The organism is Spirosoma endophyticum (assembly GCF_900112365.1).
Classification (GTDB): Bacteria; Bacteroidota; Bacteroidia; order Cytophagales; family Spirosomataceae; genus Spirosoma; species Spirosoma endophyticum.
Window position 1 is genome coordinate 31,793 of the sequence record NZ_FOLQ01000029.1, and the last position, 18,679, is coordinate 50,471.

Annotated in this window: 21 protein-coding genes and 1 tRNA gene; 7 read left to right on the forward strand and 15 right to left on the reverse strand. The window is 43.5% G+C overall.

The annotated features are described in order from the left end of the window. Nucleotides 1-221: 221 nt before the first annotated feature. The 6 genes from fabD (at nucleotide 222) to BM202_RS32510 (ending at nucleotide 6,887) form a co-directional block, all read left to right on the forward strand. Nucleotides 222-1,097: an ACP S-malonyltransferase gene (gene fabD, locus BM202_RS32485; RefSeq protein ID WP_093834112.1), complete on the forward strand. Its 876-nt coding sequence runs from the start codon at nucleotides 222-224 to the stop codon at nucleotides 1,095-1,097. 126 nt (nucleotides 1,098-1,223) lie between these two features. Then, nucleotides 1,224-1,294: transfer RNA gene (locus BM202_RS32490), tRNA-Gln, on the forward strand. 291 nt (nucleotides 1,295-1,585) lie between these two features. Next, a complete protein-coding gene (locus BM202_RS32495; protein WP_093834114.1) occupies nucleotides 1,586-3,169 on the forward strand; it encodes a DnaB-like helicase C-terminal domain-containing protein in 1,584 nt (527 codons plus the stop codon). 185 nt (nucleotides 3,170-3,354) lie between these two features. After that, nucleotides 3,355-3,663 carry a hypothetical protein gene (locus BM202_RS32500; protein WP_093834116.1) on the forward strand — a complete coding sequence of 103 codons (309 nt, stop codon included), beginning with the start codon at nucleotides 3,355-3,357 and terminating at the stop codon, nucleotides 3,661-3,663. A gap of 265 nt (nucleotides 3,664-3,928) precedes the next feature. Beyond that, nucleotides 3,929-5,662, forward strand: a complete 1,734-nt coding sequence (locus tag BM202_RS32505; protein ID WP_093834118.1) for an FG-GAP repeat domain-containing protein — start codon at nucleotides 3,929-3,931, stop codon at nucleotides 5,660-5,662. Nucleotides 5,663-6,470: 808 nt separating this feature from the next. Then, nucleotides 6,471-6,887 (forward strand): hypothetical protein, encoded by a 417-nt coding sequence (locus BM202_RS32510; RefSeq protein ID WP_093834120.1) that lies wholly within the window; start codon nucleotides 6,471-6,473, stop codon nucleotides 6,885-6,887. A 341-nt stretch (nucleotides 6,888-7,228) separates the two neighbouring features. Here BM202_RS32510 and BM202_RS32520 read toward each other — a convergent pair whose 3' ends face one another. From BM202_RS32520 to BM202_RS32580, 15 genes are all read right to left on the reverse strand, one after another. Next, nucleotides 7,229-7,453, reverse strand: a complete 225-nt coding sequence (locus BM202_RS32520; protein WP_093834124.1) for a hypothetical protein — start codon at nucleotides 7,451-7,453, stop codon at nucleotides 7,229-7,231. An 11-nt stretch (nucleotides 7,454-7,464) separates the two neighbouring features. Then, nucleotides 7,465-8,205 (reverse strand): hypothetical protein, encoded by a 741-nt coding sequence (locus BM202_RS32525; RefSeq protein ID WP_093834126.1) that lies wholly within the window; start codon nucleotides 8,203-8,205, stop codon nucleotides 7,465-7,467. A 607-nt stretch (nucleotides 8,206-8,812) separates the two neighbouring features. Continuing rightward, nucleotides 8,813-9,637: an STM4504/CBY_0614 family protein gene (locus BM202_RS32530; protein ID WP_262507744.1), complete on the reverse strand. Its 825-nt coding sequence runs from the start codon at nucleotides 9,635-9,637 to the stop codon at nucleotides 8,813-8,815. Between the two features lie 155 nt (nucleotides 9,638-9,792). Continuing rightward, entirely contained in the window at nucleotides 9,793-9,963 is a 171-nt protein-coding gene (locus BM202_RS37620) for a hypothetical protein (protein ID WP_177236773.1), read from the reverse strand. A gap of 1,056 nt (nucleotides 9,964-11,019) precedes the next feature. Then, complete coding sequence (locus tag BM202_RS32535) at nucleotides 11,020-11,805, reverse strand: hypothetical protein (protein ID WP_093834128.1); 786 nt, start codon at nucleotides 11,803-11,805, stop codon at nucleotides 11,020-11,022. 314 nt (nucleotides 11,806-12,119) lie between these two features. Beyond that, nucleotides 12,120-12,584 carry a hypothetical protein gene (locus BM202_RS32540; RefSeq protein ID WP_177236774.1) on the reverse strand — a complete coding sequence of 155 codons (465 nt, stop codon included), beginning with the start codon at nucleotides 12,582-12,584 and terminating at the stop codon, nucleotides 12,120-12,122. A gap of 71 nt (nucleotides 12,585-12,655) precedes the next feature. Then, a complete protein-coding gene (locus tag BM202_RS32545) occupies nucleotides 12,656-13,717 on the reverse strand; it encodes a hypothetical protein (RefSeq protein WP_093834132.1) in 1,062 nt (353 codons plus the stop codon). Between the two features lie 46 nt (nucleotides 13,718-13,763). Beyond that, nucleotides 13,764-14,189, reverse strand: coding sequence for a hypothetical protein (locus BM202_RS32550; RefSeq protein ID WP_093834134.1), 426 nt, complete (start codon nucleotides 14,187-14,189; stop codon nucleotides 13,764-13,766). 6 nt (nucleotides 14,190-14,195) lie between these two features. After that, a complete protein-coding gene (locus BM202_RS32555; RefSeq protein WP_093834136.1) occupies nucleotides 14,196-14,717 on the reverse strand; it encodes a hypothetical protein in 522 nt (173 codons plus the stop codon). Further along, the gene (locus tag BM202_RS32560; RefSeq protein WP_093834138.1) at nucleotides 14,714-15,538 is read right to left on the reverse strand and encodes a hypothetical protein; all 825 of its coding nucleotides are present in this window, start codon (nucleotides 15,536-15,538) and stop codon (nucleotides 14,714-14,716) included. The genes BM202_RS32555 and BM202_RS32560 overlap by 4 nt, the downstream gene beginning before the upstream one ends. A 63-nt stretch (nucleotides 15,539-15,601) precedes the next feature. After that, entirely contained in the window at nucleotides 15,602-15,871 is a 270-nt protein-coding gene (locus BM202_RS32565) for a hypothetical protein (protein WP_093834140.1), read from the reverse strand. A gap of 106 nt (nucleotides 15,872-15,977) precedes the next feature. Further along, nucleotides 15,978-17,012: an AAA family ATPase gene (locus BM202_RS32570; protein ID WP_218160639.1), complete on the reverse strand. Its 1,035-nt coding sequence runs from the start codon at nucleotides 17,010-17,012 to the stop codon at nucleotides 15,978-15,980. After that, complete coding sequence (locus BM202_RS37625; RefSeq protein WP_177236776.1) at nucleotides 17,002-17,412, reverse strand: hypothetical protein; 411 nt, start codon at nucleotides 17,410-17,412, stop codon at nucleotides 17,002-17,004. Before BM202_RS37625 ends, BM202_RS32570 begins: the two co-directional genes overlap by 11 nt. A 12-nt stretch (nucleotides 17,413-17,424) precedes the next feature. Continuing rightward, nucleotides 17,425-17,577 (reverse strand): hypothetical protein, encoded by a 153-nt coding sequence (locus tag BM202_RS37940; RefSeq protein WP_218160640.1) that lies wholly within the window; start codon nucleotides 17,575-17,577, stop codon nucleotides 17,425-17,427. A 394-nt stretch (nucleotides 17,578-17,971) separates the two neighbouring features. After that, nucleotides 17,972-18,277 carry a helix-turn-helix domain-containing protein gene (locus tag BM202_RS32580; protein ID WP_093834146.1) on the reverse strand — a complete coding sequence of 102 codons (306 nt, stop codon included), beginning with the start codon at nucleotides 18,275-18,277 and terminating at the stop codon, nucleotides 17,972-17,974. An 89-nt stretch (nucleotides 18,278-18,366) separates the two neighbouring features. Here BM202_RS32580 and BM202_RS32585 point away from each other — a divergent pair. Further along, on the forward strand, nucleotides 18,367-18,679 hold a 313-nt coding region (locus BM202_RS32585; protein ID WP_143100731.1), incomplete at its 3' end, for a helix-turn-helix domain-containing protein.

The following is an 18,679-nucleotide window of genomic DNA, read 5'->3' on the forward strand; positions in this document are numbered from 1 at the left end:
TTGCAACAGTGTGTAGTAGCCGTTTGTTTCTTTGTTTATTCGTACTACGTAGCAGCATTGTGAAAAGGTAAGACTAGGCCACTTGTGATGGGCTATCATGATAACATATTTTACTGAGAAAAAGTCGTTTAGTTGCCCGGAAGAATTTAAGATTTGAACAACCATAATTCTCCCGCTATTTTCGCACCATCGACCGTTTTTTCTGTCAATAGTATTTCCTTATGAAAGCATACGTATTTCCCGGCCAGGGTTCCCAGTTTCGAGGCATGGGGCAAGATCTCTATCAACAGTCCCAAGCCGCCCGCCAATTATTTGACAAGGCAAATGAAGTTCTGGGTTACAACCTGACCAATATCATGTTTGAAGGGTCTGATGAGGAACTCAAGCAGACAATTTATACTCAGCCAGCCGTTTTTCTACACGGTGTTGTTGTTGCGCTCACGACTGATTCATTCTCTCCCGACATGGTAGCGGGTCACTCACTCGGCGAGTTGGCTGCGTTAACTGCCGCCGGAGTTCTCTCATTTGAAGACGGCCTACGTCTGGCCTCCATCCGGGCAACCGCTATGCAGCGTGCCTGCGAACTGGCTCCGTCAACGATGGCGGCTGTACTGGGACTGGCTGATGAGATTATCGAGCGGGTATGTGCCCAGATTACGGAAGAGATTGTGGTACCCGCCAATTACAACTGTCCGGGTCAGGTCGTTATTTCAGGAAGCGTTGCGGGCATCCAGCTGGCGGAGGAACGCTTAAAAGCAGCTGGTGCCAAGCGCGTAGTACCATTAGCGGTCAGTGGCGCCTTTCACTCCCCTTTTATGGAACCGGCACGTACTGAATTTGCAGAAGCCGTTCAGACAATGTCATTTGCTGCCCCCCGCTGCCCGGTTTATCAAAACGTGAACGCTCAGGCAACCACAGATCCAGAAACCATAAAAGCGAATATAATTGCACAACTAACCTCACCAGTACGTTGGACGCAATCCGTTGAGCAGATGGTGGCCGACGGTGCTACCGAGTTTTATGAATGTGGGCCGGGCAAAGTACTTCAGGGGTTAATAAAAAAAATTAGCCAAACTACACCTGTTTCGGGCATATGACCAATAGATAGGCTCTTGTAAATCAGTGGCTAAATTATTAATCGGTCCGAAAAAGCCATTTTTTTTAAGGATGTATTTGTTTTTGACGCCCGGCAAACATTATCTTTGCACTCGCAAATGCAAAATAGCCCGATAGTATAAGGGTAGTACAACAGATTTTGGTTCTGTTTGTCTAGGTTCGAATCCTGGTCGGGCTACAAGGTAAACGCTTAATTGACTAAATATCAGTCGATTAAGCGTTTTCTGCTTTCAGCCGTGTACGGATTGGTATGCGGAATCTGTTCTTGATCAATTGTAATACTATTATAATGACACCCTACACGGCTCCTGAATACGATTCTTCTTCATTTAATTGCCCCCATTGTAACGCATTTGCTAAACAAGTTTGGGGAGATATGGCCTACGTTCACAAAAATCGATTTAGTGAGCCATTTCCAAGATGGGAAATAGCAATATAATTATCATTGACTTTGATTAATGTATGCTTTATGTCATCTAAGAAAAAGCTTCAAGTTTTTGTTTCATCCACCTACCTCGATCTTATCAAAGAAAGGCAGGCAGCTGTTGAAGCTATCTTAACCGCTGGACATATACCAGCTGGTATGGAATTATTTTCAGCTGGCGATAAATCTCAGATGGATGTTATAAAACGGTGGATAGATGAGTCAGATGTGTATTTATTGTTACTCGCTGGTCGATACGGTTCTATTGATTTAGAATCTGGCAAAAGCTACACCCAGTTAGAATATGAATATGCTCTCGAAAAAGGCAAACCTTTTTTTGCTCTAGTTATCACCGAGAAACATTTGGATGAGAAAGTTAAGACTGAAGGCAAGGATGTTTTAGAACCAGACTATCCTCAAAAATTAAGAGAGTTTAAAGCATTGGTTAAAAATAAGTTAGTTAAATTTTGGGATGATGCGCGTGATATTAAATTAGCTATCTTACAAACACTTCCAGAATTTGAACGTCGTCCAGAATTAATCGGATGGGTCCAGGGAAACGAAGTGACCAATTCGAATATAATTGTCCAGGAGATTGCTCGACTTACCGAGGAAAATTCGACTTTAAAGTCTAAGGAATTATTTAGTGTCTCCGTAACTGAGGCTATTAGAAAGCTAGAAGAAAAAAAGAATCATGAAGGTCTAACTGGAGTACCGTCTGGCTTTGTTAATTTAGACAGACTAACATCTGGCTGGCAGCCAGCGGAATTAATCATCTTGGCTGCCAGACCGGCAATGGGCAAAACGGCATTTATAGTTTCAGCACTGCGGAACGCGACTGTTGATTTTAGTATACCAACTGCTGTGTTTTCACTGGAGATGTCCAGTACACAGTTGTTAAATCGTTTGATTTCAGCGGAGGCTGAAATAGACAGTGAAAAAATTCGGAAGGGAAGCCTAAAGCCACATGAATGGGTGCAATTACAACATAAAATTCAGCGACTCACTAACGCGCCGATTTTTATTGATGATACGCCGGCACTATCCATTGTAGATTTACGGGCAAAATGCGGTCAACTGAAATCACAAAACAACATTCAGTTGGTGATTATTGACTACCTTCAGCTCATGTCGGGTGATGTATCTAGTGGTCGTGAGCAAGAAATTGCTTCGATTTCGCGGGCGTTAAAGACCTTAGCGAGGGAACTAGACATACCCGTAATTGCCCTTTCACAACTGAGCCGGAGTGTTGAAACAAGAGGAGGAGACAAGAGACCGAAACTTTCTGATCTTCGTGAATCGGGAAGTATTGAAGAAAACGCGGATATGGTTTTATTCCTTTACAGACCCGAGTACTACAGTTTTACAGAAGACGAAAATGGCAACTCTACGATGGGTATTGGTGAAGTGATTGTAGCCAAGAACCGGAATGGCCCTTTAAGCACGATCCAACTTCGATTCATCAATAGATATACAAAATTCATCAATCTAGATGATCATTTCGGAGATGAAGATGGTGACTTAACCTCCTTAACTTCTTCGCCGCTGAATCCAAGCGGGACACCTCCTTCGACCAATAAAATCAAAATGCCATCTCGATTTGACGGTAATGAAGAAACACCTTTCTAAAATACATATTTATTATACATCGTTCTTTCGATTTTTAAAAACGTATAAGGAGTGACATTACTACCATTCGCCCTGAATTCTTGTCGATTCGGGGCTTTTTTATGACCGATTAGTAAATCCAGCAGGAATACTTGAAAGGGAATACCTTCTTTGTTACCCAAACATCGCACAATCCACAAATAATCATGGCAAAGACTAAACCTAAAGTGTTAGTGAACAAGCTGGGAGAATATATGACAGCTAGTTATACGCGTAAGAAAACTATCGTTTACGATCAGAAAAATCCGCCCCCTTTTAAGGCTGTCAGATATGCTGAAACAAGAGTTGCTTATGCACAATATATAATGTCAGGATTTGATAAATCCATTATTGATAGGGCGATTAAGGCGGTCTCAGCGAAAACAACAATCAGTGATTTTCAAATTAATGATAAAGATACTTCACTAGAATCCTTAAACTGTTGCTTTTCCTGTCCTTTCAGGTCTCACTATTGAGCCTTTTAATGGTGATGGGAAGATTGAAATATCTGGTGTTGATGTAAGTGTATATCCAGATTTGATTTTGAGGGGTACTGTAAAAAGAAAAAGGAATTACAATAGCTACTACTCGCTTATATGTAAAGACTAGTTTTTCTTATATAGAAAGTTAGGGTGAAGATTTGATTAATAGCAGGTCTAAAGTTAATAGTACAATGGCATACATTGCTTAATTTACAGCCGCCTATTTATACCACTCGGCTAAACCCCTTACTCTTATCGTATGAGCATCAATTTCTATCGCACCGTGAAAGAATACCAACAACTACTTATACTTATCATGCTGAAACACCGCTCCCAAAGCGGCTTCCCTGTCCAAACCAAAACACCTTTCTGCCTAACATCACCGGACATGACACTGTCTCGGCATATGACTCTTACACGAGCGAATCTGAGCTATCCCTCCCTTGCCCAAGTCATTCTTTTCATCCTGCTTCTAGTCATGCAGAATAACAGGGCCTGGGCACAATGTTTTAGCCCCACGAGCAATTCTACCTATAGTGTTGGCACAAATCCTATTTCGGTAGCCCTAAAGGACTTCAATGGGGATGGGAAACTCGATCTGGCCACCGCCAATACTGGCGAAAATACCGTCTCGGTATTGCTGGGTTCCGGTTCGGGTAGTTTTGGAACCGCCACTTCCTATGCCGTTGGTAATGAGCCCGTTTCGGTGGCGGCAGGTGACTTCAACGGAGATGGTAAACTTGACCTAGTCACAGCCAATAATAATAGCAACACGGTCTCAGTGCTATTGGGCACGGGGGCAGGCACCTTCGGGGCAGCTACTCCCTTTGTAGCGGCTGTTGGCCTTGAATCGGTAGCAGTAGGGGATTTTAATGGGGATGGTAACGCTGACTTGGCTACGGCCAGTATAGTGACTAACACAGTCTCGGTGCTACTAGGCACAGGTACAGGTAGTTTTGGGGCAGCAACTCCTTTTTTAGTAGGGAAAGGACCGGTTTCCGTGGTAGTGGGTGATTTCAACGGAGATGGAAAAGCTGACCTGGCTACAGCAGATAGGGTGTCTAGTACGGTCTCAGTACTACTAGGTACGGGCACGGGCAGCTTCGAAGCGGGCAGCTCCTATCCCATTTTCTACACCCTTTACAATCATAGCTTTGGTAGTTCTCCCCAATCGATAATCGTAGCAGAACTGAACGGAGATGGCAAGTCCGACTTGGTAGTGGCCAATTCAGGCAATAATACTGTCTCGGTACTACTGGGTACGGGTACAGGTAGTTTTGGTGCCATTAATTCCTTTGAGGTCGGCGTAAGTCCTCTTTCAGTGGCGACGGGCGATTTTAACGGGGACGGGAAAGCCGACTTGGCTACAGTCGATTATACGCCCAACAGGGTGTCGGTGCTGCTGGGTACCGGTACCGGTAGCTTTGGGGCAGCTACTCCCTTTGCAGTGGGTACAAACCCCATATCAGTGGCCGTGGGAGACCTGAACGAGGATAGCAAAGCCGACTTGGTCGTGGCTAACTCCGGCGTTAATACCATCTCAGTGTTACTTAATTGCAACATATTGGCTCCCGATCTAATTCCCAACGTCTCCCTAACGCCCTCAATTCAATACGGTACCTCGCAGATTAATGTAGTAGTGGATGTATTTGAGATGAATGGGGCGCCAAGTGTTGGACCTGTCACGGTCTACATCAACAAAGATCCTATGGTTACCCTGAGCTTTCCGACTGGTTTAACCATAGTCGGGAGTAAGCCCGTGCAGAATAGTAGCTGGACGTTTAGTGATTCAGACCCTAATTTCTACATTGTCACCTCCACCGACGTAATTGCGGGCAGGGGCAAAAAATCGTTTGGTTTGACGGGTACACTAACGCCGGGTAATAGTAAGGGCAGTTTGGCGATAGGCGCAATGATTTCAACTGTGAGCGGGGGCGAGAGTAGGCTGGATAATAATAGTGATGCGGATAAGGTCGATTATTTTAAGAAATAACGATCAGCATCGGGGTTATTTATACTATGTATTCTAATTTGGACACTTGGACGAATACCTATGTTACATAAGCGTCAATGCTGGATCGACGGCTCTGGCAAGCACCTATAAAGGCACTAGCCCCAGCGTTTGTAAATTTCCTGCATCTAAGAGTAACAGTTAGTGATTTGGGGCCCAGGTGGCCCTGCCATGGTGTATAGTTCCGTGATGGAACGCTACGGATTGAAGCAGAGGCAACGGATTGAAAACGTAGTATTGGGAGCAGTAGCCATGGTTTTATAACGTCGCAACTACAAAAGTAAGTCTATTTCTTACCTGCCTGTTTTTATAAGAAAGCCTTGCCCTTCCATGTTAATGGAGATTTTTGCGTTTGACTTTCTATCAAGAATTCATAATTGGGCAGTTAACCTTAATTTATATAATGGCTCGCAATAAGAACATAAAGGAAAATAGAATATCATTAAAGGAAGAAGTGCCTAAAAGAGGTGTTTATATTGGTCAATACCTGAAAAAAAAATTTATATAATATAATAGGGGCAATAACTGGAATTTTAGGTATCATATTGACCTGTGTTTTATATGCGCCTGCTGAAAAAACTTATGGATTACTGGCAAGTTGCCAAAAGGCACGAGTTCCATTTATTTCCTTTGGTTGGAATCGTTTTAGGATCGAAACTAAAAACGGGGCTATGCTTACAGATGAAGGTAAGCCAATTTTAGGCGTGATTTTAAAGGAGGGTCAACTCTATGTGAATGCTGTATTAAGAAATAAAGATGGAGTACTTCTTGCCGAGATTAGAAATAATAAATGGCTAATTTCAAACCCAGGAATGGGATTGCAAAAAACTACAATGACAATGCACTTGAAGTTAGAGATTTTTATGGTAATGTCATTCTTCAAATTTTGTATTTAGGTGATACTGTTAACATAGCAGGGGTCTTTTACTGTCAAGCAGGACAAGCATTGGCGATCTTGATAGACGAAACTGGAGTAGCTACATTTGATAAATTAAAAAAGGGGGAGTTAGATTATAAAGTACTCTCTAAAATAATTCCAATTTTTAATTATCCTGCGGCGACTCATCAAGGTGAATGTCCGGGTTGTGATGCCCTTGAAAAAATAATTAGTGGACATGAAATAAATGATAGTACAGGCTATCTATTACGTGAATCTCCTTTAGAAATATGTGATATACCATATTTCAAAGATGCTAACGATAAATAAGTTGTATACTTACCTATATTATTTTGCTTCTATAGTTTAATTAATTCTTAACTAGTCTATTTCAGGTTTCTGGAATAGTTTATCAAACATATTTATCTTTTATTTCTCGCGCTTTCGCTGATCTGAACGTACTTCATTGTCGTTCTAATATCCCGATACCCCATGTAGTCCTGAACGAGGGCGTTCGCAGTATCGAGGCCCAACGTAATGGGGTGGAGTGCGAGGCTTGCGGCTCCTGAATTGAGCCTGACTTGAAAAGACGACGGTCCTACCATTGCTGGCAGGACCGTTTTACTTATTATTTGGATATGGCTAGTGTTCAGAAAGGCTATTCTTAACGGTTAGGGTTCCTGTCCTTCGGCAATCAGGCCCAGGTGATATTCAGCTTCGGCGGCTACCATCGGCTCGCCGTTGCACCAGATGTATCTGTTGGGTGGGCAGATATTGCCTTTGGCGTCAATGGTCTGGGCAAAGCGGCCATAGATGGCAAATTCATGGACTCCGTAGGCTTCACACAGGGCGATCAGTTGTTTCTCGAACTCGTCTTCAGTTAGGGTCGTTTTCATAGGAGTAGTGACTATTTGACGGGTTTAGAAGGTGCTTGGGCGCTTTCAACTTTCAACACAAACAGGACCATCTGTAGAGGTATAGTGATGTAATCATATTTGCAATCTGGGTGGTCGAACCCCAGCGTAATGGAATTAGCATCCACCTTCTTGACTCGGCCAAAACTATACTTACGTGTCCTGTCCTTGTGCTGCCGAAAAGAAACAACAACTACACTGCCTTTCTTATAATCAGCTTGGTCAACGATCACACAGGATAAAGTATCGCCTTTTTGAATCATTGGGCTCATCTTATCATGAAAGGCTCGGAACGATTTCCGGTCTCGCCAATCGTTAGGTTTAGCTTGAATATGGTCAGGAAGCGGATAAGGAGCTAATTCAAACCAACTCATCTCTTTGTTGATTTCAGCCTGATATTGCAAGTGATCTGCTATTGATTCGTTGGCCTCTTCAATTGAAATAGTGAAAATGCCTTCTCCAATTCGCGTTCTGTAAACATGACTATCTAAGAGCTCTATGTAAGCCGTTAAGCTACGTCGTACACCTCTTTTTTCAAAGGCTGCCAAAAATTTACCTTTTTCAGCATAAGCGAGCGTGTCTACTGCCCATTTGCGCAGGGAAAGAAGTGTAGTTCTCTCTAAATTCCGGCCCTCAACGGAAACTTGAGGAAGCTCTTCTTGGGTGTTTTGGCCCGAATTTTGGTTGGTGTTTGCATGGGAATCCCTACCCACGTAGTTTTGCATCGTGTTCATTTTGATAGATGTTAAAGTGTCACAAAAGGCTCATGCCCGAAGTTGTGGAGACAGGAGGTATGGGCCTATTTTGTTTTTCCAAAGGTAGCAGATGAAACAATGAAAGTCAAGAGAAAATTAGACATAACCTACTGATTAACAACCTGTTGTATGTATACACGATTTAATATGTTTTAATGACAACAGTTAATACTTTTCAAAGCTTAAGTAAGAGAAATGTGATCTATGGACAGCCAGTGCCTCTTCCTAGAATATCTTTATGTGTACTGTTACACGATTATATTTGTAAAAGTCTCCTGATTCTAGCAGCGTACATTATAAATACTTGTAAAAGTGTGTCTGTAAAATAGTAGTGGCGAATCCCGAAAGGATAGCGTTAGGATTACTAACGCCACTGAAAATCAATACAGGCAGGTATTTGGCACTCAGGACTGGTCTTAATGGTCTGTGGCTTTACGTGCCCCCAACTTTGGGGAGTCAGATTTTGCTAAGCAATTGTCGGAGAAACTAAATAAGCAGATAAACTACTCTACTGGTTGTCATGGCTCGGCCCCCTGTGGCCGATTTCCGTTATTTTACCATAAAGCTTGGGTGGGGTTAATTAGTATTATTTTATATTGCTCTGTTCAATCATAAATATAATTGTAGTACCCGTCATGTTTAAGCAGTATCTAGTTAGTTTGCTATCAACTTGTTGTATAACTTCTCCTTGACCGTGGCCACCAAATTTATTTCGTATAGTTGGAATTCCCCCCTCAAGTAAATTTTTTAATGAGCCGAGCTGTGTTTCGCTAAAACTCTGAAACAGACCATTTTCTGCACAAGCTTTTATAAGTTTGCTGGCTGTATCTTTTTGATCGTATTTCCATTTCTTTTGAGAACAGATTATTTTCATTGTACTTTCAAAAGCTTTCAGACATTCGGCTAAACACTCTTTATTTCTATTATGCCTGTAATGTTCATGTGCTTTGGTGTACTCGTCAAAAGCTCCCTGAAAAATTTCATTAGATAAGAGAGATAAAGCGGGCTTTACAATCTCTGAGTGTGTATAGGTTGAATCTGTTCTAATTATCGGACTGGCTTCATATTGATATCCAATCGCATGTTCTTTGAATCTTTGATTAAGCTCCTCAATAGCATTATCCGGCGAGCTTGATATATGTGCTATATACGCATAGTTATTAATCAGAGGTATTACCGCTTCGATGTATTGAAATGTTACTTCGACAACATCTAACACTTTTTCAGTATTATTTTCTTTCAGTAAATAGCGTATAATGTGTTCTTTATCGGAACTAAAATTTTCAACATTTAATGTAAATACTCCATATTCTTTACACAGAGCTTTGTGAATGTATTGATAAGCTTTACTAGCCTCTTGAGGGCCATAACCAGTGTTATCCATACCTATTGTGTCGCTTATTATATGCACTATTTTGCACTATTTGTACGTGTAACTGCTCATTAATTTTATCATAAGTATAAACGTCGCTTATTTCACCTCTTTGTTTTTTTTGTCTTTTTGAAAATAGGTTAAATACTGCCATTCTTTTGGTTGGAGTTAGGGGGTTAGGAACACTAATGTGGTTAGAATTTAGGCTTAAAATCTGTGTCTGGCCGCTCCGCTTTGGTCTGGCTGCTGCTCTGTTCTGTTCTGGCGCCCTGTGCGCCTTTACTTGTGCTGTCAATGCTACGCGTCGCTGCGACTCTGTTTTTGTCCAGCACTCGTTTAAGTCGCTTGACCTCTACAATTCTCATTACAAAGACGCAGCCTTGAAAATTGTACTTACACTACTTCTACACTGAGTAATGCTAACAGGTTTATCTACCACTTAAGCCCTTGATTCACAATGCCAACTCAAAGTTGAGTCGGCTAAATAGCTGGTTCTCAACGTCCCCGTTTTGGGTGACGTATTAAAGATGAGGTTCATAGCTATCTATTATAACTACTTGATCCTCAACGACGCCAAATCCGGCGACGTACAAGCTATACCGAACTTTGATGTGGTTCCTGCCCACATATAGAATGCAGCCCCCCACCAGTAATCTTCGCTACCCTTTGAGTTTTCAACCGAGATGTTCAAAACGTACACCTAACATTACTCCCCCTGATTATTCTTTCTAAAGGATGGTTAGACGTTCATTCCCCAACGTTGGGGGGCGAGGGGAAAAAATCTATCCGGGTTGCTGCGAACCACCAGGATAGTCTTACGGATCAACGGTTTTGGTAGCCGTGGGTGTTAACAACTTTGCACCCTGAATATTATCAATGCCTATTTATTTCCTGGCAGAAAAAGCCTGACCGGGGGTTATGTTTTTATACTGGTAGGTACCATACTTTTACTACTGTATAAGCCCCGTATATACGGGAGGAAAAACACGACCTGTTCTAAATTCACCCCAGCGTTGTTCCCTGCTCCCATAGTGAATAGACGAATAACAATGTGGTTAAAGCTAGCCCATTACACAAGGTCGCTTACCCTTCTGCTATTCACTATGAGTATGAATAAATGCGAGAACGATTAGTCTAAAATTCAGCTAACAGGGTTGTTTCAGCCTGTGCTGCTGAACAGTTTTAAACTGGTGGGTATGATGGTGCTCACTTGTATTATTTCATAGCGGTATGAAAAACTCAGTAGGTAGTAGGTGAATCGAGGTTGTATGAGAAGAGTATTGCGTAGGGAAAGGGAGAAGAGGAAGGTATGGGGTAGTAGAGGGGATAGTCTTATTGTTAGGTAGGCAACTCATTACATAAAAGAGCGTTATGCTGTTAGTATCAGCTAACAATCAATTAATTATATATTTTTTCTAGCCTTAAAATTCATGATGTGTCACATATTCTATTGAAAAAGGTGAATTGTCTCTGACGTTACATTTAATAATAATAAATATTGCCTTCTTTTGCCCCCATCCAAAAGGGTTCCAAAGCTTGTATTCCTTTGAATGTTCTCGCGTAAAATATTTGGCCGCGGCAACCGTACTTATTGACCGACATCCAGCGAAAAGATGAAGCATAGATTTATTGTCTTTATCCTTGGCAAAAGGGTTAGGCATTCTAACTATTAAACCATACTCTGTCCGTGAATCACCTGTATATTTTGTTTCATATCTGACAATCTTATTGTCTTTGCTTTTTTTCCATATAAAAGCATGGTTTTCTGCTTCAACAATGTCTAAGTGTTTAATTTCTTGAAAAAATAACTCTGCAATTTTATTATTAACTGGTCCACCTAAAATTATTAAGTCATTTTCTAATTTATCTATAACAGATTCTGAAGGGAAACTAATATTATTTGCAGATACAGAATAGGCTTTGCTGATACTTCCTATAATTAACCCCAATGCCTTTACCTGCCCTATCCCCGTATTACTATGGCTAATTTCAAGGTCGTTTACCTTTTCAACTGATACAGAGGACTGGGAAACGCAAATTGTAAGATTGGCGACATTGCTTATTTTCCAGAGTCTCTTCGTAGGTTTTTTAGTAGTAAATAATCTAATTAAATATCCTCCTGTCGCTGCTAGAATAACGCTTGCAATTTCGCCCTCTCCTGACTCAATAAATTTTTCTATAATAGGCTGTAGCCATTCAATATTCATAAGTTAAAAGGGATAGAATGCCAAGGTGTAAGTATGTGAATACGTTTATGTACATTATTTACATGTAATTAATTGAGTACACCTCATTAAGTCAAACTAATTTATTAAGCGCGATCTTTATTACGTATTGATTGCATTTTGAACTAATGAAACCTTCTATTATCGTTAGTACTGTAAAGGTTATCGCACAAAACTTAATATTACTGTGAGCGGAATTTGGTCAATGTAAAGTAATTTCCTTTTATTATGCGAAAAGATTTCAGAAAGGGCAGATATTGCCACATCTCCCTTTCTGAAATTTCACCTACTTTAGCTTAATAATAATTTAGATCGTCGTCCGCATCTCGCAAAACAGCTTGTCCGGTTTTAGTCTGGGTATTCATTCGTTGAAACGTAGCCTCCTGCCGGTCCAGCATGGTTGGGGAAATGGGTTGCATGACCTTGAACTGGTAAAGGGTTTCTCCGTTTCGCTCTATTTTTTTGTAAGCTCCCTTTCCCGTGGGACTATCAACATTGCCAAAGGCACTGTAACCTGACGAATAATCATGACCAAGGCTAAAAGCACCTGTAAATAAAGGCCCAATGCTGGACTTTCTAGCCTCATCGGATGAGATGGTAATGGTCTGCTCCTGCATATACTTGTACGGCTTTCGTCCGGTTGCTCTTTCGTATTCCGTAGGGGCTGTTTCGTACCTGTAGACATTTCCGGGCTTTGTAGCATAATTCAATCCTGACAGGTCTGTGGTTTGTAAATCAAACCCTCCTGCTTGGTTAGGCACACGGACAAAAGCAGAGCCACCCGCCCCGCGATACGTATGTGTTTTATTGTCGTAGGTAGCGCCAGTAGATTCTAGCAGTGATTCACCGATTGCCTTCCCAGTAAAGCCCTGTAGCTTGCTGATCCTGCTGGTTTCATACTACCATCGAACATTGTAACATTAACGGCTCCTGGTGAGCCATCTGGGTTTCGGGTAATGACGTTATCCGGGATATTGAAGGTGGCGTCCCACATGTCTATTTGACCACCTTCGGAAGATTTTTTTGCTATTGCGTTACGGTCACGAGCAATGGAGTTCCTGTCTTTTGCAATGGAATTACGCTCTCTACCCTGGCGCAATTCTTCAAGGTGATACGGATCGGCGGCATCAAATTTATAGTACACAGGTGCCAGCATCGGACTAGTGCGTTGCAGGTATTCCATTGCGTCCTGCGCCGTGAGTCCTTCGGTTGCTGTCAGTACTGCCGCTATTTCCTGCGGGGTGGCCTGATCGGGCCGAAACTTACCCAACTTATCAACCCGTGGTGAGTACACCTCATCGAAATGCTTCCGCCACTTACCGTCCACTTTAAAAGCTCCCTGATAGGGCAACTCTTCGGTATCACCGTTGGAGAAATCCAGATACGCCTGTTCCCAGGGCGCTACTTTGGTCTGACCATTAGTGAGCTTGTACTGGACCGAGCGGAATATCTTGCCACTCTCTGCGTCCTTCTGGGCTTGTACAAAGTTGCTTCGTCGTTGCAGACCATTAGCGTACAGAGGTGATCGCTGGGCATCCAATGTAAAGTTCTGAATGTCCTGATCGAGCATGGTTTTGGCGTAGGTTTCATAATCACCGCCAAAGTCACCTTCCACCCGGTCCTTGATTTTCTTTTTCAACTGGTCAAGGTGAAGCTGCCATCTTTCCTGATCTTTCGGTAAAAACGGAACGCTGGCCAGTTGCGCTTGGGCCTGTTGTTGCAATAGTGCCTGCTGTTTTGCCAGTTCAACCTGTTGCTGGCTTTGCTGGGTCATGGCTGATTGCAACATCAGATTCCGGTCGGCATCCTGACGCTTTTGGGCGTAGCTAACGGTGGGTTGCAGTAATGCTAAAGCGCTCTGTATTGGGCTGTACTGATTCAGTGGATTGTTCATGAGGTGATTTGTTTAAAAGGTTCGTTAGTGATTTGCTGTCTATTAATTAGGCTGGTTGCTTTTTCGGCATGAGCGGAGGTAAGGCCGCTAATTGATCCGTGACGATACTCCAGAGTTTGGCCGCTATCGGAAATGATTCGTCTACTAGGGTAACTGCTAAGCGAAAAGGGAATTGATGACCACGTTTTGGCTGACTGAAGACTAATAAATAAGTGTTCTCAGCACTTTTTTCAAAGGCGTAGTAGATTCCTCGTATGGGGCTAAGTTGCCATTCGACCCAAAACACACAACCCCGCTGACCGGTACGGGCCTTGGCAGCCGTATGAATGGTTTTAGCTATGTTGGGATTCAGAGGAGCATGTAATAGAATCTGTTCGGGTAACATCAGATGTGAATCTGTTCCGGCCTGGCGGACATGGTTTCCGTCATAGACTGGCGCTAGTTCGTAGTCAGCATAAAAAAGTGTCAGCATGATGGCTTAGAAGTTTGACGCGTGAGTTGAATTCTGTTGACCCGCAAAAGCCGGGTTGAGATAAAAGCTGGAGTGCTCCTGATTCACCAGCACCATCACGTTGATCAGCTCACCCTGTTTATTATAAATGGGGGTGTTGTTTGGGTTCAGATGAATACCCGCCACCGGGAGATATCCTCGTTTGATTGCCTCGGCCATACAGTGATAACTTTCCAATCCCTTTCCGTACAATGCCATTTTCTGATCAAAGGCGATTAATTTGAAACCGTCGGCTTCAAAGCTTAAAAGGTGCGTTAACCGCTTACTGTCCTGGCTTGGCATAGTAGCCGATTGCAGACAAATGCCGGATCGTTCAAATCTGACCCGCTGGCCTGTGCTGAATTTATGCAGGAGGTTGATGCTTTCGGTTTCAGATGCCATCGCTAGTAACCGGCTGACTCGTTGCCAGTGAGTTGGCTTGTTAGGGGCGATAAGCTCTACCCATTCTGGGGAGGTCGTTGGTTGGTTTTTAAGTGTATTTTTCATCATTGTTGTTCATTAGTTAAGTTGGTAATAGGCGGCCAGTTCTGTTCAGTGTATCCATCCGGGATAACAGCCCACCGAATGAAGCGGGAGACATTTTTCCCATTCCAGCTAAACGGGGGAGGTGTAAACGTACTGTTCCAATAGGGGGCTGGTTTGGTGACTGATTCCTCCTGGAAGGTCGTGGAGGTAACACCTTCCCATTGATGGCGGTAAGCGGTGTGATTTACCTGCTTATGGGTAGTTTGATTGGCCGCATCGAACGGCTTTTTCATTCCGTATCGTATACCATCCCGAATTGTCTTTTGAGATTTGCTAAACATAGGCCATTCACTCGCTACCGTCTCGAAAGCATAAATAGCCGTCTGTTCGTCCATCCGCCCAGCGGCAATATATCCACCAGCGGCAATGGCATTGTTTCGTAAGGTTTGGTGGCGTTGACCGTCTGGAGCATTCTGCGTAGAGCGAACCAGACTTGTCAAAAGCTGCTTATCATTTTTGCCTAGAGAAGGGCTGTAGTTAACGGGCTGATAAGTAGGAACGGGTGGGGTATACGTACCTATCATGGCCGTAGCGTTTTCGTTAATCCTTGGTTCAGCATCGTAGCTAACAAATCGTAAATCGGTTGGATTGCCTCCCTTGGTTGTGTCGAGGGCTATCCAAAAGTTTTGGATAAACAGCTTTTGCAGATAGCGAAAGTGAGCCGCTAATGTTTCCGGCGTTTGGTTATCGGGTAGCCGGACCACAAACCAAAGCCCACGACGAACTGAGTAAGCACATAGCAGAACATAGGGCAAGCTGGCAATGTGATTTTTTAGCTCGGCCATGTCAAGATGTGGGTTGTCTTTTCGATCTATATCACCCATCAGCACGGGCCATTGTTGCAGGATTCATTCGTGAAAGGGGGTGTCTTTTTTTCGATGGCGGAGGAGTGAAGCAGGTGTAGTAGCTGGCAACTGTTTTTTTAATTCTCCCTGAGCGGTTTTGTCTGGTTCATTATTTATCGCTTCTGTAATGGGCTGATAATAGTTAGTCAAGGCAATGCGTCGAAGGGTGGTAATGCTGGCGGGAAAATTGGCGAAAGCTTTACGCTTGTGGTCGTATTCAAAAAAACTAATGGGGAGGTCTAGTAGATTGGGACGGAATTGCTGATTAGTCATGTCAAAAGTGGTTTAAGTCAGCAAGTGGTTTAAACTAGTTTAAAATGGCTCCGTTAAACTAGTTTAGTGGTTTAATCGCCCCCTATATATAGGGGCGTTAAACCGGTTAAACTAAACCACTTTCTATAGGGTTAGTAACAGTGAGTTCGACGGGAGGTAAATTCAGCGTGTAGGTTGTATCAACCAACTTCAACCGGTGGTTAGTTAGGTAGTAAGTCACAAACTCCTTCGCTCGGTTGTCTCCAAACTTGTGGCCGAAATATTCGGCGGCTGCTTTAATCCGGCGGCAGGTCTCACCATATTTATCGGGAGTAACACCAGAGAACGCCCGCTGCAAAATGACTGTATGCGTTTCGGCTGGCAATTGTCCAGGAGTAACGGTACGGGAGGCTTTCGACGCTTCGGCAGTTTTGGCTTCCTTTCGATTTGTTGAACGCTGATCGGCTTTCCACCCCTCCACCAGAAAAGGAAGACCCTGCTCATTGATCGAGAAAGCGAACGGCTCAAAATCCCGGTCCCGGCAATACTCCGGCGCTACAACAGATACTTCTTTATCGTTGCTGTCTTTGGTGATCGAGATGACCGTTTCAGCCTTATGATTTAGCTCCGTACCTAGGTGCCCTCGGGAATTGTTGTCTGTTTTGTTTTGATGGAGAACGGTCAGAATATGGATGTTAAGATCGGTCGTCCATCTAAGCAGATGGGTTATAATTTTACTACTCTGTTCTGAATCTAGGACGGGATCAACCTGTAAATCCCTAATTCCATCAATCACCACTAAACCAACACCGGGTGTGTTATTAAATGCATAGTCAATTAAGGCAAGCCGTTCGTTGGGGGGGTATTCGCGTAGTGAAAATACAATCAGGTTCGGCGGCTCTGCTATACCACTAAGCGCACAAATACGCCTCACCACCCGTAAGACATGGTAGCGGCTCTGCTCGGTATCGAAAAGTAGTACGGTTCGTTGACCCGCAGGCAATGAACCCTTAATTTTTAAGATAAGCCTACAGGCAACAGCCGCAGCTACAGCAGCGGAAACGCCAAATGTTTTCCCCGCTTTTGACTTTCCCGTCACGGAGGAGACATTCCCTAGCGTACCGATAATGCGTTGAGTCCCGTCCTCCTGTTCAATCGTCAAACAAGTTGGCGGCTGGCCTATTTGATCTGTAGGGCGTACCATCGCAGCGGTTAACAATGCGGCATAGTCCACTCCATTTGTGGCCGTTGGGGGGTGGTTCTTCGGTGTGCGTTTGGTCTTCAGCATCAAAATCAACGTTATCCGTCGTGGCCTTTTCTTCGTCGGTCATACTTTGAAGAGGAGGCCGAAAACCTTTAGCTGCATCTGATTTAACAAAAGCCCTTATTGCGTCTTCGTTTGTATAGGCTTTATAGCGTTTAGAGGTTTCAGGGTCTTCACCAGCGTCAAAAGCGACCCATTGTTTACTGGCGTAGGGTGCATGAAGCCGCCAAAATTTACCGTCCGATGCTGTAAAACAGTCAGGTAATTTTGTACCTTTATCTTTGTGTTCAGTTGCCATAGTATCAGGGTTTTAGCGCAGGTTCGTATGTGGTGATACGGACCTGTTTCGCGTCATAGGGGGGAGTAACCAGGCTGCATCAAGCAGTCGCGAGATGGCATAAATCAAGTTGACAAAATCGGATGGATTCAGGCGAAGGGTGGCTTTGTAACCTGTTCGTACCACTCGTAGAACTGCTCGAAGGATCGGACTTCTACAAAATAGCCAAGTGAAGACTCTATCTGTCGAGCCACATCTTTCTGTTCTAGGGACATTTTGTCGGTTCCTATCTTTATTTCAAAACCGCAAAATATTCCACGGATACAGGCAAGCACATCTGGGACGCCAAGTGTTGCGCCCGACGGACGGTACTTTCGTAGCTTCTCGTCGTAAATTCCACCCGTGTTAATACGCGCGCAAAAGTGGCCGTTAAGGCGTAACCAGTCCATTACGCAGGCTGTAAGCCCGTTCGCCGTACTATCGTCGTACTTTGACTTTGGAATATAATTACGCTTGACAGTGGGATATTTTGCAATCTTTGCGCTATCGGCAAGCTGGCAGAGGTTTGAGAGTGCTATATTCATGCCGTAACACCCCCTCCTTTTTTGGTAAGTGCGCCCATGACTTCACTACGCATATAGCGTACCTGATTACCAATGGTGTACTTTTTGAGAATACCGCGTTTAGTCCAATCCCAGACGGTGACTTTTGAGACCTTTAGTAATTGGGCGGTTTCTTCTGGCGTGATTGCTTCGTCAGCTTCTTGCTTTATGCTAACGGGAATAGAAGTTGCACGTTTTCTTTGTGCCTTCTCAAGGCAACGGTCGAAAAGGCTTTCTAAATCGCCTTCTTCAACCTGAATCAGATATGTTTTTGCGACTACCATACAAACGTTTTTTTATTGGTTTGTATGGGTAACTGAAAGAACTTATTGACCTGTGAGTAGGCTTGTAAAGATTGACTCTTTGGTTCTGTATGGCAGCGTACAAACCATCTGACTACGAACTTTTACGTCGGCGATGTGCCGAATTGAAAGAACAAGGCTGGAAGCAGTCTAAAATTGCTCAAGCACTGGGACTGACCCAGGGCTGGGTCAGTCGAACTTTGAAAAAATATCGCCAAGAGGGCCAGGCTAGTTTAACTTGGCGAAAGCCCAGTGGACCCGACTGCCGCTTAACCAATGAACAAATCGTCCAACTGCTTGCTGAACTCAACAAAGGGGCTGAGCATCATGGGTTTTCGGGAGCGGTTTGGACTCGACCTCGGGTGAATGAGGTGATCAAGAAGC